The organism is Actinoplanes sp. SE50/110 (assembly GCF_900119315.1).
GTDB lineage: Bacteria > Actinomycetota > Actinomycetes > Mycobacteriales > Micromonosporaceae > Actinoplanes.
The window spans coordinates 1,799,829-1,825,837 of record NZ_LT827010.1 but is presented as its reverse complement, the minus strand read 5'-3'; the positions used below and the strand labels follow the sequence as shown (position 1 = coordinate 1,825,837).

Genomic DNA, 26,009 nt, shown 5'->3' with positions numbered 1-26,009 from the left:
GTGACCGTCAGGACATCAGCCGGGGCGTCGCGACCGCGATCACGATGAACTCGCCGTCGCCGCTCAGACCCACCGGCTCGCGCCCCCAGCCGCCGTAGATCCGCTCGACCCGGAAGCCCGCCTCGCGCAGTGAGTCGCGCAGCTCCGGCTCGGTCCGGAAACGCAGGGTCGCCGAGTTCGCCAGTTCCCCTCCGTCGGCGAACCGGTAGCGCCCGGTGACGCGCACGGTGTTCAGCCCGACCTGCTCGGCCTCGCTCCACGCCTCCACCACCCTCCCGTCGTCGAGCACCACGGTGCGCCACGAATCCTGCGGGTTCCACTGCTGCCACGGCCGGTCGTCCGGGTCCCGGCTGTCGAAGACCAGCCGTCCCTCCGGGACCAGCGCCCGGCGCAGCCCGCGGAGCACGGTGTCCCATTCCTCGTCGTCGACGAAGGACTGGGCGACGTGACCGGTCATGAACGCGGCGTCGAGCGAGCGCGGGGCGAGCCGCTCGGCCGAGCCCTGCAGCCAGCGCACCCGGGTGCCGCCCGGCTTGCGGCGGGCCGCGGCCAGGGCGGCCGGCGCCGGGTCGATCGCGATCACCTCGTGCCCGGCCGCGGCCATCGCGATGGCCAGCCGGCCGGTGCCGCACCCCAGGTCGGCGACCCGGTGCGCGGAGCGTTCGGCGAGCACGGCCATGAAGAAGTCGTCGTCCCAGCCCCAGGGACATTCGGCGTCGTAGACCTCGACGAGTCGCGGGTCGTGGAACTCGCCCATCCACACATCTAGGACTTTAAACGCGTGGTGGGCAATTGACTACCCTAAGTGGACGGTCTCTCCAGGGCGCGCACGCCGAACGGCAGCCGGCCCGAGCCGATGTGGTCGAGCACCACCTCACGCAGCGCGGCCGCGGCATGCGGCAGCACCGCGGCACGGCGCTGGGCGAGCGCGATGGTCCGGCGCATCCCCGGCGGCGCGAGCGGGGTGGCCCGCAGCAGCGGCCGGTTGGCGAGCACCATGCTGGGCACCAGGGCGACCCCGAGGCCGGCCTCGACGAAGGCGAGCACCGCGTCCATCTCACCACCCTCGACCGCGAACTTCGGCGCGAAGCCGGCCCGCTCGCAGGCGTGCAGGGTGACCTCACGGATGTCGTAGCCCTCGCGGAACATCACCATCGGGGTGTGGCGCAGCTCGGAGAGCTCCAGTTGGCGGCCCACGGTGGGCGGCGGGCCGGCCGCGACCGAGGCCACCACCAGGCTCTCGCGCAGCAGCTCGATGGCCACCAGGGCCGGATCGACGCCGTGCTCGGGCTGCACGATCAGGGCCAGATCCAGGGTGTGCGCCAGCAGGCCGGCGGTCAGGTCGTGCGAGCTGCCCTCACTGATGTGCAGCTTGACCCCCGGGTGGTCGGCGCGGAAGGTGCGCAACACGGCCGGGACCAGCGAGGAGCACAGGCTCGGGGTGGCACCCAGGCGCACCTCGCCGCGGCGCAGACCGACGATGTCCTGCACGGCGTCGCGGGCCGCGTCGGCGTCGGCGACGATCCGCTGGGCCATCGGCAGCAATGTCTCGCCGGCGACGGTCAGGGTCACCGCACCGCGCATCCGCTCGAACAGCGGGGCTCCGAGTGACATCTCAAGGGTGTGAATCTGCTTACTCAAGGTAGGTTGCGAGACGCCCAGAATGTCCGCTGCTTGGGTGAAATGCCGGGTCTCCACCACCGCCAGGAAGTACCGGAGTTGTTGCAGCTGCACCGTAATAGCCTATCGCTATGAGTACCCGGCCGATCATGCATTAGACGAATGACCCAGGACTTCCTAACGTCCAGGTTGTGGCGGTAGACACTCCTATTCCCAAGACCAAGAACGCGGCGGGGGCGACGGCAACGCCCACCCCGCGCAAGGTCGTCCGGCCCTCGTCGGTGACCCTGAAGATCATCATGGCGGTCAGCGGCATCCTGCTGGTCCTCTTCCTCTACGTTCACATGATCGGCAACCTCAAGATCTTCTTGGGTGCCACCGACTTCGACCACTACGCGCACTGGCTGCGCGCGCTCGGCACGCCCCTGCTGCCGGACATGTGGTACCTGTGGATCCAGCGGACCGTGCTCACCGTCGCGGTGATCGCGCACATCTGGACGGCCGCCGTGCTGACCATCCGCGCCAAGAAGGCGCGCCCGGTCAAGTACGCGCACCGGCCCAAGGTGCAGGGCAGCTACGCCGCGCGGACGATGCGCTGGGGCGGCGTCATCGTCCTGCTGTTCATCATCTTCCACATCCTGGACCTGACCACCGGCACGGTGAACCCGGTCGGGGACCACGAGCACCCGTACGCGAACGTGGTCGCCGACTTCGCGCCGCACCGCTGGTACGTGACGCTCTTCTACGCCCTGGCGATCGTGGCGGTCGGCTTCCACCTGTGGCACGGCATCTTCAGCGCGGCCCGCACCCTGGGCCAGCAGACCATGCGGGGCCAGCGGCGCGCCAAGACGATCGCCCTGGTGCTGTCGGTGGTTCTGGTCGTCGGGTACCTCTCGGTGCCGTTCTCGGTGCTGACCGGATTGGTGGACTGAAATGGCTGAGACGGATTTCTGGAAAGAGGGCGACCCGGTCGTCGACAAGGCCGCCCCGGACGGCCCGATCGAGACCCGCTGGGAGCGCCGCAAGTTCGCCGCCAAGCTGGTCAACCCGGCGAACCGCCGGAAGCTGACGGTCATCGTGGTCGGCACCGGCCTGGCCGGCGGCTCGGCCGCCGCGACCCTGGCCGAGCAGGGTTACCACGTCAAGTCGTACTGCTACCAGGACAGCCCGCGGCGCGCGCACTCGATCGCCGCGCAGGGTGGCATCAACGCCGCGAAGAACTACCGCAACGACGGCGACTCGGTCTACCGGCTGTTCTACGACACGGTCAAGGGCGGCGACTTCCGCGCCCGTGAGTCCAACGTGTACCGGCTGGCCCAGGAGTCGGTGAACATCATCGACCAGGCCGTGGCGCAGGGCGTCCCGTTCGCCCGTGAGTACGGCGGCCTGCTGGACAACCGCTCGTTCGGCGGCACCCAGGTGTCGCGCACCTTCTACGCCCGGGGTCAAACGGGCCAGCAGCTGCTGCTCGGCGCGTACCAGGCGCTGGAGCGGCAGATCGGCCTCGGCAACGTCGAGATGAACACCCGGCACGAAATGCTCGAGCTGATCATCGTCGACGGCAAGGCCCGGGGCATCGTGGTCCGCGACATGATCACCGGCGAGATCACCACCGAGCTCGCGGACGCCGTGGTGCTCGCCTCCGGTGGGTACGGCAACGTCTTCTTCCTGTCCACCAACGCCATGGGCTGCAACGTCACGGCGACCTGGCGGGCGCACCGCAAGGGCGCGCTGTTCGCGAACCCCTGCTACACGCAGATCCACCCGACCTGCATCCCGGAGTCCGGCTCGCACCAGTCGAAGCTGACCCTGATGTCCGAGTCGCTGCGCAACGACGGCCGGGTCTGGGTGCCCAAGGCGCAGAAGGACACCCGCCGCCCGGCGGACATCCCGGAGGACGAGCGCGACTACTACCTGGAGCGCATCTACCCGTCGTTCGGCAACCTGGTGCCCCGCGACATCGCGTCCCGGGCCGCCAAGAACGTCTGCGACGAGGGCCGCGGCGTCGGCCCCGGCGGGCTCGGCGTCTACCTGGACTTCGCGGACGCGATCAGCCGGCTGGGCCGCAAGGCGGTCGAGGCGAAGTACGGCAACCTCTTCGAGATGTACCAGCGGATCACCGGCGAGGACCCGTACGAGACGCCGATGCGGATCTACCCCGCGGTGCATTACACGATGGGTGGCCTCTGGGTCGACTACGACCTGCAGTCGACCATCCCCGGCCTGTTCGTGGTCGGCGAGGCCAACTTCTCCGACCACGGCGCCAACCGGCTCGGCGCGTCCGCGCTGATGCAGGGCCTGGCGGACGGCTACTTCGTGCTGCCGAACACGATCAACAACTACCTCGCGGCCGGGCCGTTCAAGAAGATCGCGACCAGCGACGAGGCGGTCGTGTCGGCCCGCAAGGAGGTCGAGGACCGGATCGCCAGATTCCTGTCGATCGACGGCGACCGGACCGTGGACTCCTTCCACCGCGAGCTCGGCCACATCATGTGGGAGTACTGCGGCATGGAGCGCACCGAGGAGGGGCTGACCAAGGCGATCGGCCTGATCCGGGCGCTCAAGGAGGAGTTCTGGACCCGGGTCAAGGTGCCCGGTAAGGGCGAGGAGCTCAACCAGAACCTGGAGAAGGCCGGCCGGGTCGCCGACTTCATCGAGCTGGGTGAGCTGATGTGCATCGACGCGCTGCACCGGCGGGAGTCCTGCGGCGGCCACTTCCGGGCCGAGTCGCAGACCCCGGACGGTGAGGCGCTGCGGCACGACGACGAGTTCGGTTACGCCGCGGCGTGGGAGTACTTCGGTGCCGACGGCAAGCCGACCCTGCACAAGGAAGAGCTCGTTTTCGAGTACGTCCACCCGAGCACGCGGAGTTACAAGTAATGGACATCAAGGTCAGGGTGTGGCGTCAGTCCGGCCCCTCCTCCTCCGGGAAGATGGTCACCTACGACGTGAAGGGGATCTCCCCGGACGCGTCGTTCCTGGAGATGATCGACGTGCTCAACGAGACGCTGATCCTTTCCGGTGACGACCCGATCGCGTTCGACCACGACTGCCGCGAGGGCATCTGCGGCGCGTGCAGCATGGTGATCAACGGGGTGGCGCACGGCCCGGAGAAGGCCACCACCACGTGCCAGCTGCACATGCGGCACTTCTCGGACGGCGACGTGATCGACGTCGAGCCGTGGCGTGCCGCCGCCTTCCCGGTGATCAAGGACCTGGTCGTCGACCGCAGCCCGCTGGACAAGATCATCCAGGCCGGCGGTTACATCAGCGCGCCCACCGGCACCGCCCCGGACGCGCACGCCGCCCCGGTCCCGAAGAAGGACGCGGACGCGGCCTTCGAGGCGGCCACCTGCATCGGTTGCGGCGCCTGCGTCGCGGCCTGCCCGAACGGCTCCTCGATGCTGTTCACCGCGGCGAAGATCACCCACCTCGGCCTGATGCCGCAGGGCCAGCCGGAACGCGACAGCCGGGTGATCGACATGCTGCAGGCGCAGGACGACGCCGGTTTCGGTGGCTGCACCAACATGGGCGAGTGCACCGAGGTCTGCCCGAAGGGCATCCCGCTGAGCCTGATCGGCCGGCTCAACAGCGACTACCGCAAGGCCGTCGCCAAGCGCTGACCGCCGGCCGGTGGGGTGCCTGGTGCCCCACCGGCGCTCCACTCCAGGTGTCCGGCACAACGGCGTGCCGGGCACCCGGTCCCTCTCGCGGCACATCGACGGTCGCCGGGACCCGCCGCGCTCAGGCCGTGGCCGCGGCGATGGCCATGGTGTGCTGATACTCCCGCCAGCCGGCCAGCACCCCGTCCCGGGTACGCAGCACCCCGATGAACGGCGCGGCCGCCCGCCGTCCGCTCACCGTGTGCGTCCCCACCAGCTCGTATTCCACAATGATCACCTCGGGGTCACCGGTCTCGTGGATCACCACCGCCCGGCAGTCGTCGAACCGCACCGGGAACCCGGCCCGCCCGGCCCGGGCCTGCTCCAGGACCCGCTCGCGCCCCTCGGTGCGGGTCGGCCGCCCCGGCGCCGCGAACGGCGTCTCGACCACCACATCCTCCGCGAGCATCGCCTCGTCATAGGTCGCGTCGCCGGACAGCCATCGCTCGCGCATGCGCACGAAGATCTCCTGCGGTGTCACCACACACACCTCCGGTTAAGATGAGTCAAAACTCAGCTTCCTTCGACCACGATAGTGAGTGGAGACTCGACTTGCCACCGGATGCCGACGGTCCCCCGCTGCGCGCCGACGCCCAGCGCAATCGGGCACGCATCCTGGACGCGGCCGAGACCGTCTTCGCCGAGCGCGGGGCGACCGCGTCGACCGACGAGGTGGCGCGCCGGGCCGGGGTCGCGATCGGCACCGTCTTCCGGCACTTCCCCACCAAGAACGACCTGCTCGCGGAGATCATGAAACGCCTGCTCCGGCGGTTGACCGCCGATGCCGGCGAGCTGGCCGGCCGCGGGGACGGGCTGTTCGAGTTCTTCCGCCGGCTGATCGGCGAGGCGGCCGCCAAGCGATCGGTGGTGCAGCTGCTGGCCGGCTCGGGTCTCGAGATCCGCCTGCCACAGACCATCGGACAGCTGGAGTGGGCGGTCGGCGGTCTGCTGACCGAGGCGCAGGCGGCCGGTACGGTGGCCGCCGGCGTTCAGCTGCCCGAGGTGATGGCCCTGCTGGTCAGCCTCTGTCAGGGGGCGCTGCACGGCGGCTGGGACGAGACGCTGCGGGAGCGCACCCTGGCCGTGGTGTTCCTGGGTCTGCGGGCGGCCTGAGTCCCGGGCGGCGGGCGCAGGCGCCGCCGAAGCCGCGGTGCAGAAACGTCGTCAGCGTCTCGATCGCCTCGTCGTCCCCGAGTTCCCGGCCCAGCCCGGGCCGCCGCGCACCGGAGAACCAGGCGTTCGCGCGGCCGCCGAGTGGCGGATGGACGATCTGCACGCGCCCACTCCCGAGGTGCCCACACCCTGCCGGCCATGCCCGGCGCACTGCCCGTCCATCACGTCACGGCCGCCGCGGCGCTCCGCGCTTATGATGTACGTCAATCCGCCCTGTTCCTGATCCGTCCGGACAACTACGTCGGGTGTGCCACGGACGACCCCCGGGACATCCTCGATCACCTGCCGCTGATCAGCGGCTGACCCGCGCGGCCAGCGCCACGCCGAGCGTCAGCGCGGCGCCGATGATCAGCGGCGGCCGGGCGCCCGCGCCGGACAGCGCCGACCCGAGCGGGATGCCCAGGGTGATCGGCCCGAACATGACCATGCTGCCGGTGGCCCCGACCCGGCCCAGCAGCCGGTCCGGGGTGCCGGTCTGGATCGCGGTGATCCCGGCGATCAGCGTCCACGGCAGCCCGAGTCCGGTCAGCACGCTGCCCACCGGCATGGCCGGCCACCAGGGCAGTGCCCAGGTCAGACAGGCGGCCGCGAAGAGGGTGGCACCGAGCGCCGCGACCCGGGCCGGGCGCAGGCGGGCGAGCAGCCGGCCGGCCAGCAGCCCACCGGCGATCGCACCGGCGCCCTGCAGACCGGACAGCACGCCGAGGTAGGTGGACGGGCGGTGCAGGTCGTCGACGAGGTGCCGCAGCACCGCGGCGTTGGTGAACCCGGAGACCGCGATGGCCACCGCCGCCACCAGGACCGGGGTGCGCATCGGCGCCCGCCACAGCTCGGTCAGCCCGGCCCGGACGCCGCGCCGGTCGAGCGCCGGGCCGGCCGCCGGGACCGCGGGCGCGGCGCGCAGCCGGACCATGGCGTACAGCAGCGCGGTGACCAGCGGGAGCGCCGCGCAGAGCAGCAGCACCGGACGCGGGCCGTGCCAGGCATAGAGGGCGGCCCCGGCCGGTGGCGCGACGAGTTTCATGCCCTCCTGGGCGCTGGACCGCCAGCCGTTGACATCGCCGAGCAGCCCGGCGGGCAGGGCGGCCGGCAGCAGCGCGGTCTCCCCGGCGTCCAGCAGCACGTAGCCGATCCCGCGGACGAGCAGGACCAGGTAGATGCCGGTCGGGGCGGGGTCGAGCAGCAGGGCCAGGATCGCCAGGCCGACCAGCACGTCGACGGTGATCAGCAGCGGGCGGCGGGGGAAGCGGTCGACCAGGGCGCCGAGCCAGGGCGCGGCCAGCACCGGGGCGTACGTGCCGAGCCCGGCCAGCGCGGCCAGCCCGGGCGAGCCGGTGAGGTCGAGCACCCAGAGTCCGGCGGCGAGGGCGAGCGCACTGCCGCCGAAGCCGGAGCAGAGCGAGATCAGCACGAACAGCACGGCGTTCCGGCGCACACGTCACCTCAGACATGAGTCGGTCGGACTCAGATCCTCCAAGGTTGAGCGACCTGGTGTCAATCCGGGCTTGCCGCGGCCAGGCTCGCCGCAAGCCGGTCGACGGCGGCCCGCATCGGGGCCGGCAGGCGCGGCACCGGCGGCCCGGACAGGTCCGCGAGAGCACCGGCAACCAGGTCGAACAGCGCTCCGGGCGGGGCGTCGGGGGCGCTCGACAGGATCTCGCGAACCAGCGCGGCGCGCGGGAAACGGGCGTCCCACCGGCGATCGGCACCGATCCGTCGGTGCAGCTCGGCGGCGCTCTCCCGCAACCGGGCCGGCGCCTCGCCGTATCCGGCGTCCCGATCGGCCCGCAGCGGCCGGGCGCCCCGCTCGGCGGCCTGCGCCAGGCGGTGCCGGCGCTGCTCGGCGGCCTGGCGACTGGCCAGGCCGAGCGCCGCGGCGACGGCCGGCCAGGTGGCCCCGGCCCGGCGAGCCTGATCGATCAGCGCCAGTTCCTCGGCGTCCAGCCGGGCCCGCCGCTCCCGGATTGCCCGCAACGCACTGAGGTCGGTCACGCGTCCACCCTAGGGCATTGTCAATCAAACGTTGACATCAGGAGCTCGATACCGTCGAGCAGCCGGGCCAGTCCGATCTCGAAGGACTCGTCCGGCCCGGCAGCCTCCGCGAAGGCGCCGTCCGCGACCGCCTCCGCCAGGGCCGGGAACCGCTCCGCGGTGACGAACCGGGCCAGCAGCGCCCCGTAGTCGGCGACCACGTCCGGCACCCCGCTGAGCAGCACCGCGCTGATCTGCGCCTCGCCGCGCGCCAGGTAGAGCGCGGCCATCACCATCTCGCCGCGGAGCCGGTGGCTCAGTGGGGTACCGGCGAACGCCGAGAGGCCCCGGTCCAGCCAGGCCAGCTGACCCGGTTCGAGGGGCGGCCGGCCCGCGGTGGCCTGCAGGATCCACGGATGCGCGGCGAGCACGGCGCGCAGCGCGCGGGCCCAGGCGGCCAGACCGTCGCGCCACCCCGGCGGCAACCGCGGCGGCTCACCGGGCGCCGCGTCCTGCATGAAGACCAGCAGCTCGTCCTTGTTGGCCACGTGCCGGTAGAGCGACATCGGCGCGCAGCCGAGCCGTTCCGCGAGGCGGGCCATGGAGAGCGCCGCGAGACCGTCGCGGTCGGCGATCCCGATCGCCGCGGCGACGATCCGGTCCAGGCTCAGCGCCGGCTGCGGGCCCCGGGTGGGTCGCTCCGCCACCCCCCAGAGCACCTTCAACGTACGCGGCAACTCGCTGACCATCGCCCCATCGTAGGGGGTTCCGAATTTACTGCGTACGGCCTACGCTGAATTGCGTAGGACATACGCAGATAAGGGGACCGGCAATGACTCGATGGTGGCGGCGCCCGTGGATCGTCCCGCTCGCGGCGATCGTGGTGCTCTTCGTGACCTTCTCCCTCCCGCCGTATCTGAGCTTCGACCCGGCCCGCTCCCGGGTGCCCCAGCCGCCCACGCTCGGCGTCGCGCACTTCTGGCTGCTGGTGCCGCACGTGCTCTTCGGCAGCGTGGCGCTGGGCACCGCGGTGGTGCAGATCTGGCCGTGGTTCCGGCAGCGGCACCCGGTGGCGCACCGGCGGATCGGCCGGCTCTACGTGTTCGGCGGGGTGCTGCCGGCCGGAGTGTGCGCGCTGACGATCGGGGCGTTCACCCCGTACGGGCCGGTCACCCGGGCCAGCGACGTCCTGCTGGCGCTGCTCTGGCTCACGGTGACCACCGCCGGCTGGCGCGCCGGCCGGCGCCGCCGGTTCGGCGAGCACCGCCGGTGGATGATCCGCAGCTTCGCCCTGACCGCCTCGATCATCACCAACCGGATCTGGGGAGCGGTCTTCGTGATCGGGCTGACCCCGCGGCTGGACACCACGTTCCACGGCGACGCGGGCCTGCTGACCTGGGTGGCGTCCTCGGCGGCGGCGTGGCTGGGGTGGACGGTTCCGCTGCTGCTCGCCGAGGGGTGGCTGGAGCGCGGCCGCCACCGCCGGCCGGCCGCCGCCGTCCCCGCCCCACGCGCCGCGGCCGAGCCCGAGCCCGCGCGCCCCTGAGGCCCGGACCCGCGCGCCCCTCAGGCCCGCAGAGCAGGCTGGCGGCGGTGAAGACGAGCAACCCGGCCAGGCAGATCCGGCGGGTGCCGAGCAGGTCGCCGAGGCGGCCGGCGAGCAGCAGCAGGCCGGCGAAGGCGACCAGGTAGCCGTTGATCACCCAGGCCACGCCGGCCGGGGTGAAGCCGAGGTCGCGCTGGATGACCGGGACGGCCACGGCGACGATGGTGCTGTCCAGAACGATCATCAACGCGACGGTGCACAGGTTAACCCCGGGCGATCGCCGCCTCATCCCACGTGATGCCGGCGCCCGGACGGTCCGCGATCCACACCTGACCGTCGCGCGCCACGACCGGCTCGGTCAGGATCGGCCGGGCGTGGTCCAGGTACTCCAGGTAGGTGGCGCTCGGCGTGACCCCGAGCAGGTGCGAGCTGAACTCGGGGAAGGTGTGGCTGGACACCGGCAGGCCGGCGGCGTCGGCCACCGCCATCGCCCGTAGCCAGCCGGTCACCCCGCCGATCTTCATCACGTCGAGCATGGCGTGGTCGCCGGCTCGGGCCGCGATGCTTTTGGCCAGGTCGGACACGCCCCACCAGTTCTCGCCCAGCTGGATCGGGGTGACGGCCGCCTCGGCGATCCGCGCGTGACCGGCGAAGTCCTCGGCGGTGGTCGGCTCCTCGATCCAGTACAGGCCCTCGTGATCGAGCACCCGGACCCGCTCGATCGCCTCGGTCACCGTGAGGCTCTGGTTGTAGTCGGCCATCAGCCGGGCGTCCGGGCCGATCACCGCGCGCAGCGTCCGGATCACCGCGAGGTCGTCCGCGAGGGATCGCCCGCCGACCTTCACCTTGAACGCGGTGAACCCCAGGCCGAGCAGTTCCTGCGCCTCGGCCGCGGCGGCGCGGGCGTCCATCACCCGCAGCGAGGCGTACGCGTCGACCGGCCCCGGCTCCCCGCCGAGCAGCGTCACCAGCGGCAGCCCGGCGGCGACCGCACGCGCGTCCCACAGCGCCATGTCGATGCCGGCCGTCGCCATCCCGGCCAGCCCCTGCGGACCGGCCAACCGGAACATCCGGCGCATCGCCCGCTCGGCGGTCAGCGGGGCGGCGCTGCTGCCCACGAGCGCCTCGCCGACCGCACCGACCAGGCTCGCCAGCGGGCCCAGTGCCAGTGGGGTGTAGCAGCGCACATACGACCGCCCGACCACCCCGTCCCGGGTGTGGACGTCGATCAGCACCAGCGGGGTGGTCGCCATCACCCCGCCGGCCGTCTCCACCGGCCGGTCCAGCCGCAGATCGACCGCCCGGGCGCGGACCGCGGCGATGGTGCGGTCGTCACCCACCGCTGCCGCCGTCGGCGGGTGCGACCCCGGTGACCGCCAGCGTCTCCTGCCCGATCATCTCCGGCAGGGGCACGTCGTCGCGGTTGGCCAGGATGACGCCGGCCCACCCGGTGTCCGGGTAGATGCTCCAGTTGGCGCAGACCCCGGGGTTGCCGCCGGCGCGCTGCACGGCCCACTGACCGCCGGTGATCGCGGCGGGCGGGCCGTAGGTGCCGAACGCTCCCGGCCCCAGTGGGATCTTCGGCGCGGTGAGCACGTCCGCCCAGGGCCGGTCGAGCAGGGTGCCGTCGCGCAGCGCGTGGGCGAACCGGATCAGGTCCGGTGCGGTGGCGAAACCGCCGTCCCCGATCGCGTCGATGAAGGCACGCCCCGGATTCCGGTCGCGGAGGTAGCCGAGCGGGCTGCCCCGGTCCAGGTGCCGGACCGCGTCGAGCCGGCTGCCGTCGGCCATGGTCATGTACGGGTGGGCGAGGCGCGGGTCGGTGAGCCACTGCGGCCGGGTGAAGAACGCCGATCCGGTCATCCCGCAGCGCCGGAACACGTGCTGCTCCACGTAGTCCCAGTAGGACATCCCGCTGACAGTCTCCACGATCAGGGCCGGAATCACCGTCTCGGCGCCGACGTGCTCGCGGTCCTGCTGCCCGGGAATGCCGACCAGTCTCGACTGCCGCGCCCACCGCAGCTGGTACTCGTGGACCTCGGCCCGGCTCCGGAAGATCCGCTGGACGTCCTCGTCCGGGATGCTCAGCCCGGAGGTGCCGGAGAGCAGGTGATGGATGGTCACCGTACGGGCGACGTCCCGGTCGAAACCGTCCAGGTGGTCGCCGACCGTGTCGGTCAGCCGCAGCCGGCCCTGCTGTGCCAGTTGCAGGACGGCGATCGCGTTGAACGGCTTGCCGGCCGAGCTCAAGGTGAACGCGGTGCTCTCCCGGATGCGGATGCCCCGCTCCCGGTCGGCCATGCCGTAGGCGCGGGACAGCACCGTCCGGCCGCGGTGCGACAGCATGACCACGCCGGAGAACCGGCCCTGCGCCGCGAGCCGTGCCACGTAGCGGTCGTAGGCGCCGCCGGGAAGGGTGTCCGGCGGCAACCGGTCCGCGCCGGCGCGGGTCGGCGGGCCGCCGGTGACCGCGCCGGCCGCGGCCAGACCGCCCCAGCCGAGTAGTCGCCGCCGGCCGACCCCGGTTGCCGCGTCCACTTTCCTGAGCACCATTGTCCCCCCGTCGTGAAGTCAGTCTCCACCCTGCACGGCGGTCCGTTGCGGCGGCGTAAGCGGATCGCTCACGCCGCCGATATCGGGTGTGGAAAAAGGCGGCCGGCGAGTCCCCGTGTCCACCCGCCGGCCGCCGGTCCGGATCAGGCGAAGGTCACCCAGGCCGGCGCGTACGGCGTGACGCGCAGCGGCATCCGCGCCTCGGCCGGGGTCCGGTCGCCCTTGCGGTTGTTGCAGCGGCCGCAGGCGGCCACGGTGTTGAGCCACTCATTCCCGCCGCCGCGCGAGCGGGGCAGTACATGGTCGATGGTGGTGGCCGGCTCGCCGCAGTAACCGCAGGTGCGACGGTCGCGGGCCAGCACGCCGGCCCGGGACCAGCCGGGGCCGCGGCCACGCCGCCAGCGGGTCACCACATAGCTGACCAGTCGCACCACGGTGGGCACCTGATAGACGCCGATGGTCGCGTCCGGCCGCGCCTCGTGCACGACCGCCACCTGACGGAACAGCATCCGGATCGCGTGCCGGAGGCTGACCCGGTGCAGCGGCCCGCAGTCCGCGTTCAGCACCAGAACCGCGCTCATTCCGTTTCACCCCCGTCACATCCATATTCACCGGAATCAGCAGATCATCGGTGAATGACTGAGGAAGAAAATAGGCGTGGCATCGACGGCCGACAACCGAAATAAACGGATCAGCGAAGCGCGCGGCGCACGGTCGCGCCGAGCTGGATCAGCCCGGCCAGTTGCAGGGCGAGCCACAGGGCGGGCGGCAGCCAGGGCAGCCGGACCACGGTGATGGCGGCCAGGCCGAGACCGGCGATCAGGGCGCGGGTGGGCCGCTCGCCGACGGTCACCACCCCGATGTCGGACATGCCGGCCACCGCGGCCCGGGCCCGGACGTACTCGTGCAGCCAGCTCGCGGCACCGCCGGCCACCACCAGCCAGCCGGGGGCGCCGGCCAGCCAGAACGCGAGCAGCCATGCGGCCTCGCCGAGCCGGTCGGCGGCCGAGTCGTACACGAATCCGAGTCTGGTCACTCGCCGGGAGATCACCGCGACCGCGCCGTCGAGGCCGTCCGCGCCCGCCGCGAGCAGCACGAACAGGGCGGCCAGCGGGAGGCTGACCGGCACCGCGAGCGGCACCGCCCCGCAGATCAGCAGACCGCAGGTGGTCACCGTCATCGGTGACACCCGGTGGCGGCTCAGCCAGAAGCCGACCCGGTACGCCGTGAGCACCCAGCCGCGCACCACCCGGGAGGCTCGTCGCGGGTCGAACCCGCCGTGCAGCCCGGACCAGGCGAGGGCGTACTCGTCCCAGGTCACGCCGACGCGGCGACTTCCGCGGGGGCCAGCCGCTGCCAGACCTCGCGGGTGGCGGTGGACCGGTTCATGGTGATGAAGTGGATGCCCGGCACACCCTCCCGCAGCAACCGGGCGCACATCGCCGCGCACGTCTCGATGCCCAGCTCGCGCACCGCCGCGTCGTCGCCGGCGACCCGCTCGAAGTCGCGCAGCAGCGCCGGCGGGAAGGGCGCGCCGGAGAGCTGGGTGGAGCGCGCGATGGTGGCCATCCGGGTCACCGGCATCACGCCGGCCACGATCGGGGTGTGACAGCCGGCGGCCACCACCCGGTCGCGCAGCCGCAGATATTCGTCGGCGTCGAAGAACATCTGGGTGATCGCGTAGTCGGCACCGGCCCGGCACTTGCGGACGAAGTTGCGGGTGTCGTCCTTGACGCCGGCCGACCGGGGGTGTTTGTGCGGGAAGGCGGCCACCCCGACGCTGAAGTCGCCGGACTCGCGGATCAGCCGGACCAGCTCGTCGGCGTAACCGACGCCGTCCGGGTGCCGGACCCACTCGCCCATCGGGTCGCCCGGCGGGTCGCCGCGCAGCGCCAGCACGTTGCGGATCCCGGCGCCGGCCAGCCGGCCGATCACGTTGCGCAGGTCGGCCACTGAGTGGTCGACCGCGGTGAGGTGGGCCAGCGGCAGCAGCGTGGTCTCGGTGGCGACCCGCTCGGTGACCGCGACCGTGGTCTCCCGGGTGGTGCCGCCGGCCCCGTAGGTGATCGAGACGAAGCTGGGCCGCAGCGACTCCAGCTCCCGGATGGCCTGCCAGAGCAGCCGCTCCCCGTCCGGTGTCTTCGGCGGGAAGAACTCGAAGGAGAACGTCGGCGCCGCGCCGCGGACCAGGTCGCCGATCGACGGGGTGCCGGGCAGCCGGGAGGGAAGTCCGAGAGACACACCGGAACCATACCGGGCCGGTGGACGGGCCCGCGGCGGCGAACAAGTAGCGTCGACGCGTGACGAACTCCCCGCTCGACGAGGCCGGTCTGCGGTCGCGTGTCGACAAGGCGCTGACCGTGTTCCTGGCCGGGCAGCGTGACCGGCTGCTGGCGATCGACCCGGCGCTGGCCGAGATGTCCGCCACGGTCTCCGAGTTCGTGCTGGGCGGCGGGAAGCGGCTGCGGCCGGCATTCGCCTACTGGGGTTTCCGCGGGGCCGGCGGCGCCGACTCGGACGCCGTGGTGGCGGCCGTCGCCGCGCTGGAGCTGGTGCAGGCCAGCGCGCTGATCCACGACGATCTGATGGACCGCTCGGACACCCGGCGCGGGGTGCCGTCGGTGCACCGTCGGTTCGAGAAACTGCACGCCGGCGAGGGCTGGCGGGGCAGCGCGGCCGGGTTCGGCGACTGCGCCGCGGTGCTGCTCGGCGACCTGGCCCTGGTCTGGTCGGACGAGCTGCTGCACACCTCGGGGATGGCGGTGGCCGACGTGCAACGGGCCCGCCCGATCTTCGACGGGATGCGCACCGAGGTGACCGTCGGGCAGTACCTGGACGTGCTCACCCAGGCGACCGGCGACACGTCGCTGGAGCGGGCCGGCAAGGTGGCCGTCTACAAGGCCGCGAAATACACCGTGGAGCGTCCGCTGCTGCTGGGCGCGGCGCTGGCCGGAGCGGCCCCCGGGGTGCACGCGGCGTACTCGGCGTTCGGCCTGCCGCTGGGCGAGGCGTTCCAGCTGCGCGACGACGTGCTGGGCGTGTTCGGCGACCCGGAGCGGACCGGCAAGCCGGCCGGCGACGACCTGCGCGAGGGCAAGCGCACCTATCTGGTCGCGGCCGCCTTCGGCGCGCTGGACGCGGCCGGGCGGGCCGAACTGGACGCCGCGCTCGGCGACCCCGGCCTGGACGAGGCCGGGGTGGCCCGGCTGCGCACGGTCATCCGGGACAGCGGTGCGCTGGCCGCGACCGAGGCCCGGATCGACGAGCTGATGACCGCGTCGATCGGCGCGCTGGACGCGGCACCGATCGATCAGGACGCCCGGGAGGTGCTGCGCCGGCTGGCCGACGCGGCTACTCGTCGGTCCGTCTAGACCCGGCTCGCGGGGTGCGCTGGATGCCGCGCCGGCCCAGCGCCACCCACAGCGACAGCGTGCCGAGCACCAGGGCGAAACCGAACAGCAGGTCCTCGACCGGGGCGTGGACGAGCCGCGGGCCGAGGATCGCGGCCGGGTCGTACATCACGATGTCGCGCCCGGTCAGAATGCCGTTCGAGATCAACTGAAAGACGAAGATGATGGGGTACGTGGCCCAGAACACCAGTCGCCCGACGAGCCGGGTCCGCAGGATCAGCACGTCGAGCGTGAGGGCGGCCAGCACGCCGAGCACCGCAGCGGTGGTGTAGGTCACTCGTCCCCCGCCGGACGTCGCAGCACGGCCCGCACGGCCTCGAAGCCGAGGATCGCGCAGACCGGCACCACCAGGAAGAACAGCACCTCGTCGAGGGGCAGCCCGCCGCCGAGGTAGACGCCGGTGATCTGGGCCGGGTCGAAGTGCCAGTGGCCGGCCGCGATCGCCGCCAGGTCCCACAGGGTGAAGACGACCGCCATCGGCAGCACGGCCAGCAGCAGCCGACGCCACCGGCGCAGCACGTTGACCCGCAGGATCGGTTCCAGCCACAGCGCCCCGGCCAGGCATCCGGCCAGCACCGCGACGTACGACAAATGCCTCATGGTGTCGATCGTGCGATCAGAAGCCGAGGGCCTGCGCGCGGCGCTTGATCTCGCGCGCCTGCTGACCGCCGAGCGCGATCGCGGCGCTGCCGCCGACCTCGGCGTCCTCGGCGTAGAGCCACCGGAAGGCCTCTTCGTCGTTGTACCCGGCGTCGCGGAGCACGTTCAGCACACCGGGCAGATGCTTGAGGACGGTGGCGTTGGCCACCAGTTCGGCGGGCACCACGCGGATGCCGTCGCGGCGGACCGCGAGCAGGTCGCCGTCTCTGATCATCTGGTGCACCTTGCTGATCGACACGTCCAGCCTCTCGGACAGGTCGGGCAGGTTGATCCAGGCAGCCGGTTCGGTGATGACGGGTTCGCTCACGCGTACAGCGTGCCAGACCAGATCGGAGAACAGTTGATGAGCCTGTGGCGAAGGATGCGCGGTGAGCTGGCCGGCGCCTGGCGTTCGGTCAAGTACGACCTGTGCCGCCGCCCGGCTGAGGGCACCGAGGGGCCGGACGTCACCTCGACCGGCCTGAGCACGTTTCCCGGGTCGCTGATGGAGTGGCGCACCGTGCCGCCGGAGACCGACGCCCGGCCGCGGCGCCGATTCGTCGTGGTTGTCGCGTTGTGCGCGCTCGGGCTGGTCGGCGCGACCGGGTCGTATCTGCTGGTCACCCGCGGTCTGGCGGCGGCCGGCGAGCAACCCGTGGCGGTGCCCGCGCCGTCGCCGTCGCCGTCGCCGTCGGCCCGGCTGGGCACGGTGACCGGCCGGCCGCGCCCGACCGCGACCCACCATCGGGCCGCCCCGGCCACCGCCGTCGCTCCGATCAGCCCGACGAAGGCCGGAATATCGCCGGAAAGGGCGATCAAGCCGGCGCCCCGCCGCAGCCCGGTCTGCCACTGCGTGACCCCGCCGGTGCCGACCCCGACCGCCGCGCCCAGCAGCGAGCCGGCCCCCAGCCCATCGGTCCCCACCAGCGCTTCCGCGCCGCCGAGCGCCTCGGCAGAACCCGCCCCGAGCACGAGCGACGACGCCGCGCCGCACCTCCACCATCGTTGGTGAATTTCTGGATCCATCCGGAAGACCAGGCTGGGCGGCAGCGAATCAGTGCAGGTCACAGCCGTTTCGGTACCCGTTTGGACTCAGCTGTGACATCCTGGGTCACCCTCACCGGAAAGACACATACACTTCACGCCGATGGACACCACAGTCGCCGATACGTTGATCGGCACAACGATTGACGGGCGCTACCGGATCACCGGTCGCGTCGCCCGTGGTGGCATGGCGACCGTGTACCGGGCCACCGACGAGCGGCTCGGGCGCCCCGTCGCGCTGAAGATCATTCATCCGTCCCAGGCCACGAACGTGCAATTCGTCGACCGGTTCACCGACGAGGCCAAGACGATCGCCCGGCTCACCCACCCGAACGTGGTGGCCGTCTACGACCAGGGTCGCCATCAGGGCCTGCCCTATCTGGTGATGGAGTTCGTGCAGGGCCGCACGCTGCGTGACCTGCTCGCCCAGCGGCGCAAGCTGACCGCGGTCGAGGCGCTGGCGATCCTGGAGCAGATGCTCGCCGCGATCGCCGCCGCGCACCGCGCCGGCCTGGTGCACCGCGACGTGAAACCGGAGAACGTGCTGGTCGCCGAGGCGCCCAGCGGTGGCATCAGCGACCTGGTGGACGCGGTGGTCAAGGTCGCCGACTTCGGTCTGGCGCGGGCCATCGAGGCCAGCACGGTCGACGAGTCCGGCCAGCTGATGGCCACCGTCGCCTACGTCGCGCCGGAGCTGGTCCAGGCCGGTCAGGCCGACGCGCGCACCGACGTCTACTCGGCCGGCATCGTGCTCTACGAGATGCTGACCGGCATCGTGCCCTACGACGGCGCCGACCCGGTCGAGGTCGCCTGGCAGCACGTCGACAACGACGTGCCGGCCCCGTCGCTGCTCGTCCCCGGCCTGCCGCGGGCGCTCGACGAACTGGTCGCCCGGGCCACCCGGCGCCATCCGGCGGAGCGGCCGACCGACGCCGGCCGGCTGCTGACCGAGGTCCAGGCGGTCCGCGACAACCTGGGCGCGATCAACCTGCAGACCGCCCTGATGAGCCAGGTGCCGGCCCGCCCGCTGGGCGGCGACGCCACCACGATCGTCCCGGCCGTGCCGGCCGCCGACGCGACCGCCGTGGTGCCGCCGGTGCCGGGCGGCCATCCGCCGGCCGGCCGGCAGCGCCCGTCCTGGGCCCGGTTGCCCGAGCAGACCGGCAACCGGTCGGCTCCGCACGGCCGGGCCGCCGAGGAGCCGCCCGGCGAGGGCTTCTTCGCCGACAAGCGCCGGGTCCGGCTGTTCTCGCTGATCGCGGTGATCGCCGTGGTCGTGCTCGGCAGCACCTGGTGGCTCGCCCTCGGTCGGTACAGCGATGCCCCGAACCTGGTGAATCTGCCCAAGGCGGCGGCCGAGAACGCCGCGTCCCACGCCCACTTCGGCGTCTTCTACGGCCAGCCGCAGTATGACGACAAGGTCGCCAAGGACTCGGTGGTCAGCCAGAATCCCGCGCCCGGCGAGCGCACCGTCCGCGGTGAGACGCTCACCCTGATCCTCTCGCTCGGCCCCGAGGTGCACGCGGTGCCCGACCTCACCGGTCAGGAGGCGGCCGCCGCCAAGGGCTCGATCGAGGAGCTCGGCCTGAAATACAAGGAGGGCAAGGGGGCGTACAGCGACACCGTCCCGGAGGGCGTGGTGATCTCCACCGACCCGAAAACCGGGACGGAGCTGAAGCCGGGCGACACGGTCACCGTGGTGCTCAGCCGGGGCCGCGCCCCGGTCACCGTGCCCAACCTGGTCGGGATGAACATCAACGACGCCCGCAGCAAGCTGCAGGAGCTGGGCCTGTCCGCGCTGGAGCGCACCAGGCAGAGCAACGAGCCGGCCGACCAGGTTCTCGCGCAGACCCCGAAGGCGGGCGCCGGCGTGGAGAAGAACGCGGAGATCACCCTGGACGTCAGCGCCGGCCCGCCGCAGGTCACCCTGCCCGACCTGAACAACCAGAACTGCAACCAGGCCAAGGGCACGCTGGAGGGCCAGGGGCTGCAGGTCCAGGTCAACAACCTGAACCCGCTGAACCCGAACGCGGCCGTGCACGGGCAGAACCCAGGCCCGAACACGCCGGTCGCCCCGGGAAGCACGGTGCAGATCACGTGCTACTAGACCGGCGGATCGGGTCGCACACCAGGACGTCGGGCGGGCTGGCCAAGGCCGCCCTGCCCTACGCCGACGCGGCCGGCTCGGAAACCCTGCAGGTGTACGTCGCCAACTCCCGTGGCTGGGCGCTGCCGCCCGGCGACCCGAAGCAGGACGTGCTGTTCCGCGACGGGATCGGCGAGCGCGGGCTGCCCGCCTACATCCACGCGTCGCTGCTGGTCAACCTGGGCTCGCCGACCGTTCTGACGGTGGAGCGCTCGCTCGCCGCGCTGGAGCACGCGCTGCGCCGGGGCAGGGCGATCGGCGCCACCGCGGTCGTCTACCACGCCGGCAGCTCGGTCGACGAGGCGCACGCCGAGAAGGCCATGCACCAGCTGCACGAGCAGCTGCTGCCGCTGCTGGAGACGGCCGCCGCCGAAGGCCTGCCGCGCCTGCTGGTCGAGCCGAGCGCCGGCGGCGGCCGCAGCCTGGCCTCCAAGGTGCAGGACCTGGAGGCGTACCTGGCCGCCGTCGAGGGCCATCCGTGGCTCGGCGTCTGCTTCGACACCTGTCACGCCTGGGCGGCCGGCCACGACCTGGCCACCCCGGGCGGCATGACCGAGACGCTGGACGCCCTGGTCACCGCGGCCGGCCCGGGCCGCCTGCAGCTCATCCACGCGAACGATTCCAAGGACGCCTGCGGCTCCACGCGGGACCGCCACGAGACGATCGGCAAGGGCACGATCGGTGCCGCCCCGTTCGCCGAGCTGTTCCGCCACCCGGCCACGGCCGGTGTCCCGATCATCGTGGAGACGCCGACCGTCGACCACGAGGGCCACGCCGCCGACATCGCCCTGCTCAAGAACCTGCGCGACACCTGAGACGCCGCGAGGTCCGCTCGCCTCCCGGTCCGCGCGGCGCCGCGGCTCGTGGCGCCTTCCGCACCCTTGCGCGGTACGTGCGGGGAGCCGCCGCCGCGCCACGACCACCGCTGAACGGTCGGGACGAGGCCGGCCGCGCCGACCTCGTCCCGTTGCTCAGTTGTCCGTGTAGTTGAAGACCGAGGCTGCGGTGAAGTGGCTCTGCTTGCCGGTGCCGGAGGTGAAGGTGATCGGGACCGGGCCGGGATCGGTGGCCGCCGGCACCGTGCACTGGAAGGAGAGGCTGGAACCGGAGCCCTGCTTGGCGCAGTCGGCCGGGTGGTCGCCGAAGCTGAACGAGGTGGCGTTGCCCGCGTCGGCGCCGGCCACCCGGACCAGGACCTTGGTGCCGCCGGCCAGCGTGTCGGTCTTCGCCGACAGGTTGGTCACCACCGGGGCGATGCTCACCGTGGCCTCGTCGCCCGGGATGTCGTCATGGGTGACGGTGAGCGTTGCGGTATCGGTGAGCCGGGGCGGCATCACGACCTTGACGTGGCTCTCGTCGACCCAGGTGGCGGTGAGCGCCTTGCGGTCGAGGCGCACCACGATCCGCTCGGCGGTGAACTCCTTGGCGCTGGCGCCGACCGTGCCGCCCTTGATCTTCAGCAGCAGCGGACCGCCGCTGGCCTTGGCGGTCGGGTCGTCGGTGGTGTCGACGCTCAGCGCGCCCCGGTAGTTGACCTTGCCGCCGCCGCTCACCTCGCTGGTACCACCGTCACTCTTGACCCGCACGGTCGCCGGGCCGTTGGCCCCCTCCGGGGCGACCGCGGTGATCCGGGTGGCCGAGACCACGGTGATCGCGGTGGCCGGGACGTCGCCGAAGGTGACCGCGCCCGGGGTGTCCGGGTCGATGCCGAGAAAGCCGTTGCCGTTGATGGTGACCAGCGCACCGCCCTCGGAGCTGATCTTCGACGGGGAGACCGAGACGACGCCCGGGTAGTAGGCGACCACCGCGCCGGACATCGGCCCGGCCGCCCCCTTGCGGAACAGCTGCATGGTGGCGTTGGTCGCCTTGCCGGTGGCCGGTGCGGTGATCTTGAGGTGGGTCTCGTCCACCCAGGCCACCCCGGCCGAGATGCCGCCGATCCGGGCGGCGATGTGCAGCGCGCCGAACGCCGCCGGGGTGGCGCCCACGGTGCCGCCGGTGACCGTCACCGGGATGACCGCTCCCCCGGTGGCCTTGGCCGGGAACCTGTCGGTGAATTCCGCGCCGAGCAGGACCGGGTCGGTCGAGCCGGCGGCGAACGCGCCGGACTGGCTGGCCACGCCGGTGGCCAGGACGGCGGCCGCGACGGCGGCGCCGGCCACGGCACGGGACTTCTTCGAGTACGCCATGCTGCTGCTCCTGGTCAGTCGATAGGTCAGTCGATGGGTCGGAGGTGGGTCGGACGGTGGACGGCCGGGCGGGTCAGTCGATGTCGGTGTAGCTGAACGAGGCCGCCGGGGTGAACCGGCTCGCGGTGCCGGATCCGGAGGTGAACCTGACCCACACCGGCCCGGCCGCGGCCGCCGCCGGGACGACGCAGGTGAACACCAGGCCGGAGCCGGAGCCGCTGCCCGGGCAGACCGCCGCGTACGTGCCGAACAGGAAGTTCGACGCGGTCGTCACGCCCGGCCCGGCCACCTTCACCTTGACCGTGGAGCCACCGCCGACCGTGTCGCTGACCGCGGAGAGGCTGGTCACCACCGGGGCGACCGGGATGGTGGCGACCGGACCGGCGACCGTCTCCTGGTAGATGGTGAGGGCCAGGCTGTCGGTGGTCAGCACCGGCAGGGTGACCCGCAGGTGGGTGGCGTCGACGTAGGTGGCGGTCAGCTTGCTGGCACCCATCCGCACGCTGATCCCGGCCGCGGCGTAGTCGGCGAGGTTCGCCCCGAGCGTGCCGCCGGTGACGGTGAGCAGGTGCACTCCGCCGTTGGCGCGCAGATACTGGTCGCCGGCGAAGGTGAGGGCGCTGCGGTAGGCGATCCGCGCCGCCTCGGCGCTGGCCCCACCGGGCGCGGTGACCTTGACGGCGGCGTATCCGGCGGCGGCTCCGGCCGGCACCACGGCGTCGATCTGACCGGCGGACACCACCTGGAAGTAGCTCGCGTCGACGCCGCCGACGGTGACCGCGTCCGGGTCCTTCGGGTCCACCCCGCCGAATCCGCTGCCGACGATCCGGATCGTGTCGCCGCCGGCCACCGCGACCGCGCCCGGCGTCACCGAGGTGATCACCGGCGCGTAGTTGACCGTCGCGGTCGACTCGGGCCCGGTGAAGCCGTCCTGGACCAGTTGCAGCTTGCTGGGCACCGCCCTGGTGGTGGCCGGCACCACGACCTTGACGTGGGTGTCGTCCACCCAGGTGACCTTGGTGGTGGGGATGCCGCCCACCTTGGCGGTCACCTTGAGGGCGGCGAACTGTGACGCGGTGGAGCCCACGGTGGCGCCGGAGACCGTGACCGGGATCTCGGCGCCGCCGGTGGCCTTGGCCGTCACGCTGTCGAAGTCGGCGCTGAGCTTGAGCCGGTAGCCGAACATCGAGGTGACGTTCTTGCTGGTGCCGGCATCGGTGACGACCTTGACCAGCACGTTGCCGGTGCCCGGCGGGGCGGTGGCGACGAGCTTGGTGTCGGAGACGACCCAGATCCCGGTGGCCGGCACGTCGCCGAACAGCACGGTGCTGAGGTTGTCGGTGTCGATGTCCTGGAACCCGGAGCCCACGATGGTGACCGGCGTTCCCCCGTCGGGGGCGCCCATGAGCGGCGAGATGCTGGTGACGACCGGGAACACGTCGGAGGCGACCCGGATCGTGCCCGTCGCGGAGTAGGCGGCGGACGGTTCGGCGATGGCGACGGCCACGGTGCCCGCGACAGCGACCACGGCGGCGGTGAGTGCGGTGGCCCGGCGGGCCCGAGTTGTCTTCGTCATAGCGAAGCCATGTATCGGGCCCGCCGGGCCGAAGTTGCGGAAAGTCAGGCGAGCAACACGGTGAGCACCGAGATCGCCTCGTCGACGTCGTCGTCGGTGACGTCCAGGTGGACCACCAGGCGGGCCAGTTTCGGCAGCATGGCGGCGATCAGCACGCCCCGGCGGGCGGCCGCGGCGGCCAGTTCCGGAGCGTCCAGCGGGGCCTTGGTCAGGTCCAGCGGGACCAGGTTGGTGCGCACTAGGGCCGGGTCCACCACGCCGAGCGGCGCGAGGCCCTCGGCGAGCCGGCGGGCCCGGGCATGGTCCTCGGCGAGGCGCTCGACGTGGTGGTCGAGCGCGTACCGGCCGGCGGCGGCCAGGATGCCGACCTGGCGCATGCCGCCGCCCATCCGTTTGCGGATCACCCGGGCCCGGGCGATCCGGTCCCGGCTGCCGATCACCAGCGAGCCGACCGGGGCGCCCAGCCCCTTGGACAGGCAGACCGACAGGGTGTCGAAGAGCGCGCCGTAACTGGCCAGCGGCACCCCGTCGGCCACGTGCGCGTGCCAGATCCGGGCGCCGTCGCAGTGCAGGGCGACCCCGTGCGCGTCGGCCACCGCGCGCAGGTCGCGCAGTGTGCCGAGCGGGATCACCCCGCCGCCGCCCAGATTGTGGGTCTGCTCGACGGCGATCGCCGCGGTCGGCACGGAGGGGAAACCGGGCGGGCGGATCATCGCGGCGATCCGGTCGACGTTGAGCGCCGCGCCGGTGGCCGCCCAGGTGCGGGTGGAGATGCCGCCGAGCAGCGCGGCCGCGCCCAGCTCGTAGGTGACCACGTGGGCGTCGGCGCCGGCCAGCAGCTCGCCGCCGGGCGGGGTGACCAGTTGCAGGGCGATCTGGTTGGCCATCGTGCCGGACGGGGCGAACAGCGCCGCCTCGTGCCCGAACAGGGTGGCGACGTGCTCCTCGAGGGCGTTGACCGTGGGGTCGTCGCCGAACACGTCGTCACCCACCACGGCGGTGGCCATCGCCTCCCGCATCCCGTCCGTCGGACGGGTGACGGTGTCGGAACGCAGATCAACCACGGAGCATCTCCGCGACCAGGAAGGCCAGCTCCAGCGACTGCTGAGTGTTCAGGCGGGGGTCGCAGGCGGTCTCGTACCGGTCCGGCAGGTCGAGGTCCTCGATGCCCTGCGCGCCGCCCAGGCACTCGGTGACGTCCTCACCGGTCAGCTCGATGTGGATGCCGCCGGGGTGGGTGCCCAGGCCGCGGTGCACCTCGAAGTAGCCGAGCACCTCGTCGACGATCCGGTCGAAGTGCCGGGTCTTGTAGCCGTTGGACGACTCGTGGGTGTTGCCGTGCATCGGGTCACACTGCCAGACCACCTTGGCGCCGGTGGCGTGCACCTTCTCCACGATCGGCGGGAGCGCGTCGCGCACCTTGCCGTTGCCCATCCGGCTGATCAGGGTGAGCCGGCCCGGGATGTTCTCCGGGTTGAGCTTCTCGCACAGCTCGATCGCGGTCTCCGGGCTGGTGCCAGGGCCGATCTTGACGCCGATCGGGTTGGCCAGCCGGGAGATGAAGTCGATGTGCGCGTGGTCGAGCTGGCGGGTGCGCTCGCCGACCCAGAGGAAGTGGCCGGAGAGCCCGTACGCCTTGTCGCCGGAGACCCGGGTGAGCGCCCGGTCGTACTCCAGCGCGAGGGCCTCGTGCGAGCAGTACAGGCTCACCGTACGCAGCGCCTCGTTGTCGGTCATCCCGCAGGCGCGGATGAAGTCCAGCGCGCGGTCGATCTCCCGGGCGATCGCCTCGTACCGCTCGCCGGCCGGCGAGGCGCGGACGAAGTCCTTGTTCCAGTCGTGCAGCCCGTGCAGGTCGGCCAGGCCACCGGCCAGGTAGGCACGGAGCATGTTCATCGCGGCGGCCGAGTTCGCGTACGCCCGGATCATCCGCTGCGGGTCGGCGATCCGCGCCGTCTCGTCCTTGTCCAGCGAGTTGATCATGTCGCCGCGGTAGGCCGGCAGGCCCAGCGAGTCGGTCAGCGAGGAGCGGGGCTTGGTGTACTGCCCGGCCACCCGGGCCACCTTGACCACCGGCATCGAGGCGCCGTACGTCAGCACCACGGCCATCTGCAGCAGCGTGCGCGCGTTGGCCAGCAGGTGGCTCTCGGTGTTGTCGGCGAAGGTCTCCGCGCAGTCGCCGCCCTGCAGCAGGAACGCCCGGCCCTCGCAGACCTCGGCGAGCTTGGCGCGCAGCTGGTCGACCTCGTACGGCGCGACGATCGACGGGACGTTGGACAGCACCTCGCAGACCGAGGCCACCTCGGCCATGTCCGGCCAGGGCGGCATCTGCACCCGGGGCAGCTCGCGCCACCGGTCGAGGCCCAGGGCCTCGTCCTCGGCGGAGTCGGTGGAGGGGCGGGAGGTCGCGACTCCCGGGTGACTGAGCTGGTGCCACTCACGGCGCATGGGAAAAGCCTACGAAAGAGGGGCACCGGGCT

The 26,009-nt window shown here is 72.3% G+C and carries 28 protein-coding genes and 1 pseudogene; 10 read left to right on the top strand and 19 right to left on the bottom strand.

The features are described from left to right. Positions 1-7 precede the first annotated feature (7 nt). Both ACSP50_RS08210 and ACSP50_RS08205 read right to left on the bottom strand, forming a co-directional pair. Positions 8-757, bottom strand: a complete 750-nt coding sequence (locus ACSP50_RS08210) for a class I SAM-dependent methyltransferase (protein WP_014688695.1) — start codon at positions 755-757, stop codon at positions 8-10. A 44-nt stretch (positions 758-801) separates the two neighbouring features. Further along, positions 802-1,740: a LysR family transcriptional regulator gene (locus ACSP50_RS08205; protein WP_172898861.1), complete on the bottom strand. Its 939-nt coding sequence runs from the start codon at positions 1,738-1,740 to the stop codon at positions 802-804. Positions 1,741-1,919: 179 nt separating this feature from the next. Here ACSP50_RS08205 and ACSP50_RS08200 point away from each other — a divergent pair, with 179 nt between their 5' ends. The 3 genes from ACSP50_RS08200 to ACSP50_RS08190 are packed head-to-tail and all read left to right on the top strand — an operon-like array spanning position 1,920 to position 5,243. Continuing rightward, on the top strand, positions 1,920-2,552 hold the full coding sequence (locus tag ACSP50_RS08200; RefSeq protein ID WP_043511032.1) for a succinate dehydrogenase cytochrome b subunit: 633 nt from the start codon (positions 1,920-1,922) through the stop codon (positions 2,550-2,552). 1 nt (position 2,553) lies between these two features. Then, positions 2,554-4,500 carry a fumarate reductase/succinate dehydrogenase flavoprotein subunit gene (locus ACSP50_RS08195; RefSeq protein WP_014688692.1) on the top strand — a complete coding sequence of 649 codons (1,947 nt, stop codon included), beginning with the start codon at positions 2,554-2,556 and terminating at the stop codon, positions 4,498-4,500. After that, a complete protein-coding gene (locus tag ACSP50_RS08190; RefSeq protein ID WP_014688691.1) occupies positions 4,500-5,243 on the top strand; it encodes a succinate dehydrogenase/fumarate reductase iron-sulfur subunit in 744 nt (247 codons plus the stop codon). The genes ACSP50_RS08195 and ACSP50_RS08190 overlap by 1 nt, the downstream gene beginning before the upstream one ends. 121 nt (positions 5,244-5,364) lie before the next feature. On the opposite strand, the gene ACSP50_RS08185 is transcribed toward ACSP50_RS08190, so the two are convergent. Then, positions 5,365-5,763: a nuclear transport factor 2 family protein gene (locus tag ACSP50_RS08185; protein WP_014688690.1), complete on the bottom strand. Its 399-nt coding sequence runs from the start codon at positions 5,761-5,763 to the stop codon at positions 5,365-5,367. Between the two features lie 71 nt (positions 5,764-5,834). Here ACSP50_RS08185 and ACSP50_RS08180 point away from each other — a divergent pair, with 71 nt between their 5' ends. Together ACSP50_RS08180 and ACSP50_RS41655 are read left to right on the top strand one after the other, a co-directional pair. After that, on the top strand, positions 5,835-6,395 hold the full coding sequence (locus ACSP50_RS08180) for a TetR/AcrR family transcriptional regulator (protein WP_014688689.1): 561 nt from the start codon (positions 5,835-5,837) through the stop codon (positions 6,393-6,395). Between the two features lie 198 nt (positions 6,396-6,593). Further along, positions 6,594-6,758: a hypothetical protein gene (locus ACSP50_RS41655; protein ID WP_014688688.1), complete on the top strand. Its 165-nt coding sequence runs from the start codon at positions 6,594-6,596 to the stop codon at positions 6,756-6,758. Here ACSP50_RS41655 and ACSP50_RS08175 read toward each other — a convergent pair. From ACSP50_RS08175 to ACSP50_RS08165, 3 genes are read right to left on the bottom strand one after another with little or no spacing between them, the layout of a single operon-like run. After that, positions 6,748-7,890: an MFS transporter gene (locus tag ACSP50_RS08175; RefSeq protein WP_014688687.1), complete on the bottom strand. Its 1,143-nt coding sequence runs from the start codon at positions 7,888-7,890 to the stop codon at positions 6,748-6,750. The genes ACSP50_RS41655 and ACSP50_RS08175 overlap by 11 nt on opposite strands. A gap of 59 nt (positions 7,891-7,949) precedes the next feature. Next, a complete protein-coding gene (locus ACSP50_RS08170; RefSeq protein WP_014688686.1) occupies positions 7,950-8,447 on the bottom strand; it encodes a hypothetical protein in 498 nt (165 codons plus the stop codon). A gap of 20 nt (positions 8,448-8,467) precedes the next feature. Beyond that, a complete protein-coding gene (locus ACSP50_RS08165) occupies positions 8,468-9,175 on the bottom strand; it encodes a TetR/AcrR family transcriptional regulator (protein WP_014688685.1) in 708 nt (235 codons plus the stop codon). Between the two features lie 83 nt (positions 9,176-9,258). On the opposite strand from ACSP50_RS08165, the gene ACSP50_RS08160 reads away from it, so the two are divergent. Beyond that, complete coding sequence (locus ACSP50_RS08160; RefSeq protein WP_014688684.1) at positions 9,259-9,972, top strand: DUF2306 domain-containing protein; 714 nt, start codon at positions 9,259-9,261, stop codon at positions 9,970-9,972. An 88-nt stretch (positions 9,973-10,060) separates the two neighbouring features. Here the strand turns inward: ACSP50_RS08160 and ACSP50_RS45010 are convergent. The 6 genes and pseudogenes from ACSP50_RS45010 to metF form a co-directional block, all read right to left on the bottom strand. Then, a pseudogene (locus ACSP50_RS45010) lies at positions 10,061-10,216 on the bottom strand (MFS transporter); the annotation flags it as partial. A 19-nt stretch (positions 10,217-10,235) separates the two neighbouring features. After that, positions 10,236-11,312 carry an enolase C-terminal domain-like protein gene (locus ACSP50_RS08150; RefSeq protein ID WP_014688683.1) on the bottom strand — a complete coding sequence of 359 codons (1,077 nt, stop codon included), beginning with the start codon at positions 11,310-11,312 and terminating at the stop codon, positions 10,236-10,238. Then, the gene (locus tag ACSP50_RS08145; RefSeq protein ID WP_231956887.1) at positions 11,305-12,510 is read right to left on the bottom strand and encodes a serine hydrolase; all 1,206 of its coding nucleotides are present in this window, start codon (positions 12,508-12,510) and stop codon (positions 11,305-11,307) included. The genes ACSP50_RS08150 and ACSP50_RS08145 overlap by 8 nt, the downstream gene beginning before the upstream one ends. 158 nt (positions 12,511-12,668) lie before the next feature. Further along, positions 12,669-13,106 carry an HNH endonuclease gene (locus ACSP50_RS08140; protein ID WP_014688681.1) on the bottom strand — a complete coding sequence of 146 codons (438 nt, stop codon included), beginning with the start codon at positions 13,104-13,106 and terminating at the stop codon, positions 12,669-12,671. 110 nt (positions 13,107-13,216) lie between these two features. After that, positions 13,217-13,846: a CDP-alcohol phosphatidyltransferase family protein gene (locus ACSP50_RS08135; RefSeq protein WP_014688680.1), complete on the bottom strand. Its 630-nt coding sequence runs from the start codon at positions 13,844-13,846 to the stop codon at positions 13,217-13,219. Next, positions 13,843-14,766 carry a methylenetetrahydrofolate reductase [NAD(P)H] gene (gene metF / locus ACSP50_RS08130; protein WP_014688679.1) on the bottom strand — a complete coding sequence of 308 codons (924 nt, stop codon included), beginning with the start codon at positions 14,764-14,766 and terminating at the stop codon, positions 13,843-13,845. Before metF ends, ACSP50_RS08135 begins: the two co-directional genes overlap by 4 nt. A 59-nt stretch (positions 14,767-14,825) precedes the next feature. On the opposite strand from metF, the gene ACSP50_RS08125 reads away from it, so the two are divergent. After that, positions 14,826-15,896: a polyprenyl synthetase family protein gene (locus ACSP50_RS08125; protein ID WP_014688678.1), complete on the top strand. Its 1,071-nt coding sequence runs from the start codon at positions 14,826-14,828 to the stop codon at positions 15,894-15,896. Here the strand turns inward: ACSP50_RS08125 and ACSP50_RS08120 are convergent. Genes ACSP50_RS08120 through ACSP50_RS43775 form a run of 3 tightly spaced genes read right to left on the bottom strand, consistent with a single transcriptional unit; the run spans position 15,877 to position 16,902 of the window. Further along, positions 15,877-16,212: a lycopene cyclase domain-containing protein gene (locus tag ACSP50_RS08120; protein ID WP_014688677.1), complete on the bottom strand. Its 336-nt coding sequence runs from the start codon at positions 16,210-16,212 to the stop codon at positions 15,877-15,879. The genes ACSP50_RS08125 and ACSP50_RS08120 overlap by 20 nt on opposite strands. Then, complete coding sequence (locus ACSP50_RS08115) at positions 16,209-16,535, bottom strand: lycopene cyclase domain-containing protein (RefSeq protein ID WP_014688676.1); 327 nt, start codon at positions 16,533-16,535, stop codon at positions 16,209-16,211. Before ACSP50_RS08115 ends, ACSP50_RS08120 begins: the two co-directional genes overlap by 4 nt. 16 nt (positions 16,536-16,551) lie before the next feature. After that, entirely contained in the window at positions 16,552-16,902 is a 351-nt protein-coding gene (locus ACSP50_RS43775) for an Rv2175c family DNA-binding protein (RefSeq protein ID WP_014688675.1), read from the bottom strand. 36 nt (positions 16,903-16,938) lie between these two features. Here ACSP50_RS43775 and ACSP50_RS43770 point away from each other — a divergent pair, with 36 nt between their 5' ends. The 3 genes from ACSP50_RS43770 (at position 16,939) to ACSP50_RS08095 (ending at position 20,579) form a co-directional block, all read left to right on the top strand. Continuing rightward, the gene (locus tag ACSP50_RS43770) at positions 16,939-17,586 is read left to right on the top strand and encodes a hypothetical protein (protein WP_014688674.1); all 648 of its coding nucleotides are present in this window, start codon (positions 16,939-16,941) and stop codon (positions 17,584-17,586) included. A gap of 135 nt (positions 17,587-17,721) precedes the next feature. Beyond that, positions 17,722-19,725 (top strand): Stk1 family PASTA domain-containing Ser/Thr kinase, encoded by a 2,004-nt coding sequence (gene pknB, locus ACSP50_RS08100; protein WP_014688673.1) that lies wholly within the window; start codon positions 17,722-17,724, stop codon positions 19,723-19,725. Next, positions 19,716-20,579, top strand: coding sequence for a deoxyribonuclease IV (locus ACSP50_RS08095; protein WP_014688672.1), 864 nt, complete (start codon positions 19,716-19,718; stop codon positions 20,577-20,579). The genes pknB and ACSP50_RS08095 overlap by 10 nt, the downstream gene beginning before the upstream one ends. Before the next feature lie 156 nt (positions 20,580-20,735). Here the strand turns inward: ACSP50_RS08095 and ACSP50_RS08090 are convergent, their stop codons facing one another. The 4 genes from ACSP50_RS08090 to ACSP50_RS08075 form a co-directional block, all read right to left on the bottom strand. Continuing rightward, positions 20,736-21,953 (bottom strand): IPT/TIG domain-containing protein, encoded by a 1,218-nt coding sequence (locus tag ACSP50_RS08090; protein ID WP_014688671.1) that lies wholly within the window; start codon positions 21,951-21,953, stop codon positions 20,736-20,738. A gap of 73 nt (positions 21,954-22,026) precedes the next feature. Further along, positions 22,027-23,529: an IPT/TIG domain-containing protein gene (locus tag ACSP50_RS08085; protein WP_014688670.1), complete on the bottom strand. Its 1,503-nt coding sequence runs from the start codon at positions 23,527-23,529 to the stop codon at positions 22,027-22,029. Between the two features lie 44 nt (positions 23,530-23,573). Next, complete coding sequence (locus ACSP50_RS08080; RefSeq protein WP_014688669.1) at positions 23,574-24,593, bottom strand: low specificity L-threonine aldolase; 1,020 nt, start codon at positions 24,591-24,593, stop codon at positions 23,574-23,576. Beyond that, positions 24,586-25,977, bottom strand: coding sequence for a class II 3-deoxy-7-phosphoheptulonate synthase (locus ACSP50_RS08075; protein ID WP_014688668.1), 1,392 nt, complete (start codon positions 25,975-25,977; stop codon positions 24,586-24,588). Before ACSP50_RS08075 ends, ACSP50_RS08080 begins: the two co-directional genes overlap by 8 nt. Positions 25,978-26,009 lie beyond the last annotated feature (32 nt).

Bases quoted from the DNA above. Each gene is read 5' to 3' on its own strand.
- ACSP50_RS08165 (WP_014688685.1), bottom strand. From the start codon at position 9,175: ATGGTCAGCGAGTTGCCGCGTACGTTGAAGGTGCTCTGGGGGGTGGCG.
- ACSP50_RS08075 (WP_014688668.1), bottom strand. From the start codon at position 25,977: ATGCGCCGTGAGTGGCACCAGCTCAGTCACCCGGGAGTCGCGACCTCC.
- ACSP50_RS08090 (WP_014688671.1), bottom strand. From the start codon at position 21,953: ATGGCGTACTCGAAGAAGTCCCGTGCCGTGGCCGGCGCCGCCGTCGCG.
- ACSP50_RS08160 (WP_014688684.1), top strand. From the start codon at position 9,259: ATGACTCGATGGTGGCGGCGCCCGTGGATCGTCCCGCTCGCGGCGATC.
- ACSP50_RS43770 (WP_014688674.1), top strand. From the start codon at position 16,939: ATGAGCCTGTGGCGAAGGATGCGCGGTGAGCTGGCCGGCGCCTGGCGT.
- ACSP50_RS08200 (WP_043511032.1), top strand. From the start codon at position 1,920: ATGGCGGTCAGCGGCATCCTGCTGGTCCTCTTCCTCTACGTTCACATG.
- ACSP50_RS08210 (WP_014688695.1), bottom strand. From the start codon at position 757: ATGGGCGAGTTCCACGACCCGCGACTCGTCGAGGTCTACGACGCCGAA.
- ACSP50_RS08115 (WP_014688676.1), bottom strand. From the start codon at position 16,535: ATGAGGCATTTGTCGTACGTCGCGGTGCTGGCCGGATGCCTGGCCGGG.
- ACSP50_RS41655 (WP_014688688.1), top strand. From the start codon at position 6,594: ATGCCCGGCGCACTGCCCGTCCATCACGTCACGGCCGCCGCGGCGCTC.
- ACSP50_RS08085 (WP_014688670.1), bottom strand. From the start codon at position 23,529: ATGACGAAGACAACTCGGGCCCGCCGGGCCACCGCACTCACCGCCGCC.
- ACSP50_RS08190 (WP_014688691.1), top strand. From the start codon at position 4,500: ATGGACATCAAGGTCAGGGTGTGGCGTCAGTCCGGCCCCTCCTCCTCC.
- ACSP50_RS08140 (WP_014688681.1), bottom strand. From the start codon at position 13,106: ATGAGCGCGGTTCTGGTGCTGAACGCGGACTGCGGGCCGCTGCACCGG.
- ACSP50_RS08195 (WP_014688692.1), top strand. From the start codon at position 2,554: ATGGCTGAGACGGATTTCTGGAAAGAGGGCGACCCGGTCGTCGACAAG.
- pknB (WP_014688673.1), top strand. From the start codon at position 17,722: ATGGACACCACAGTCGCCGATACGTTGATCGGCACAACGATTGACGGG.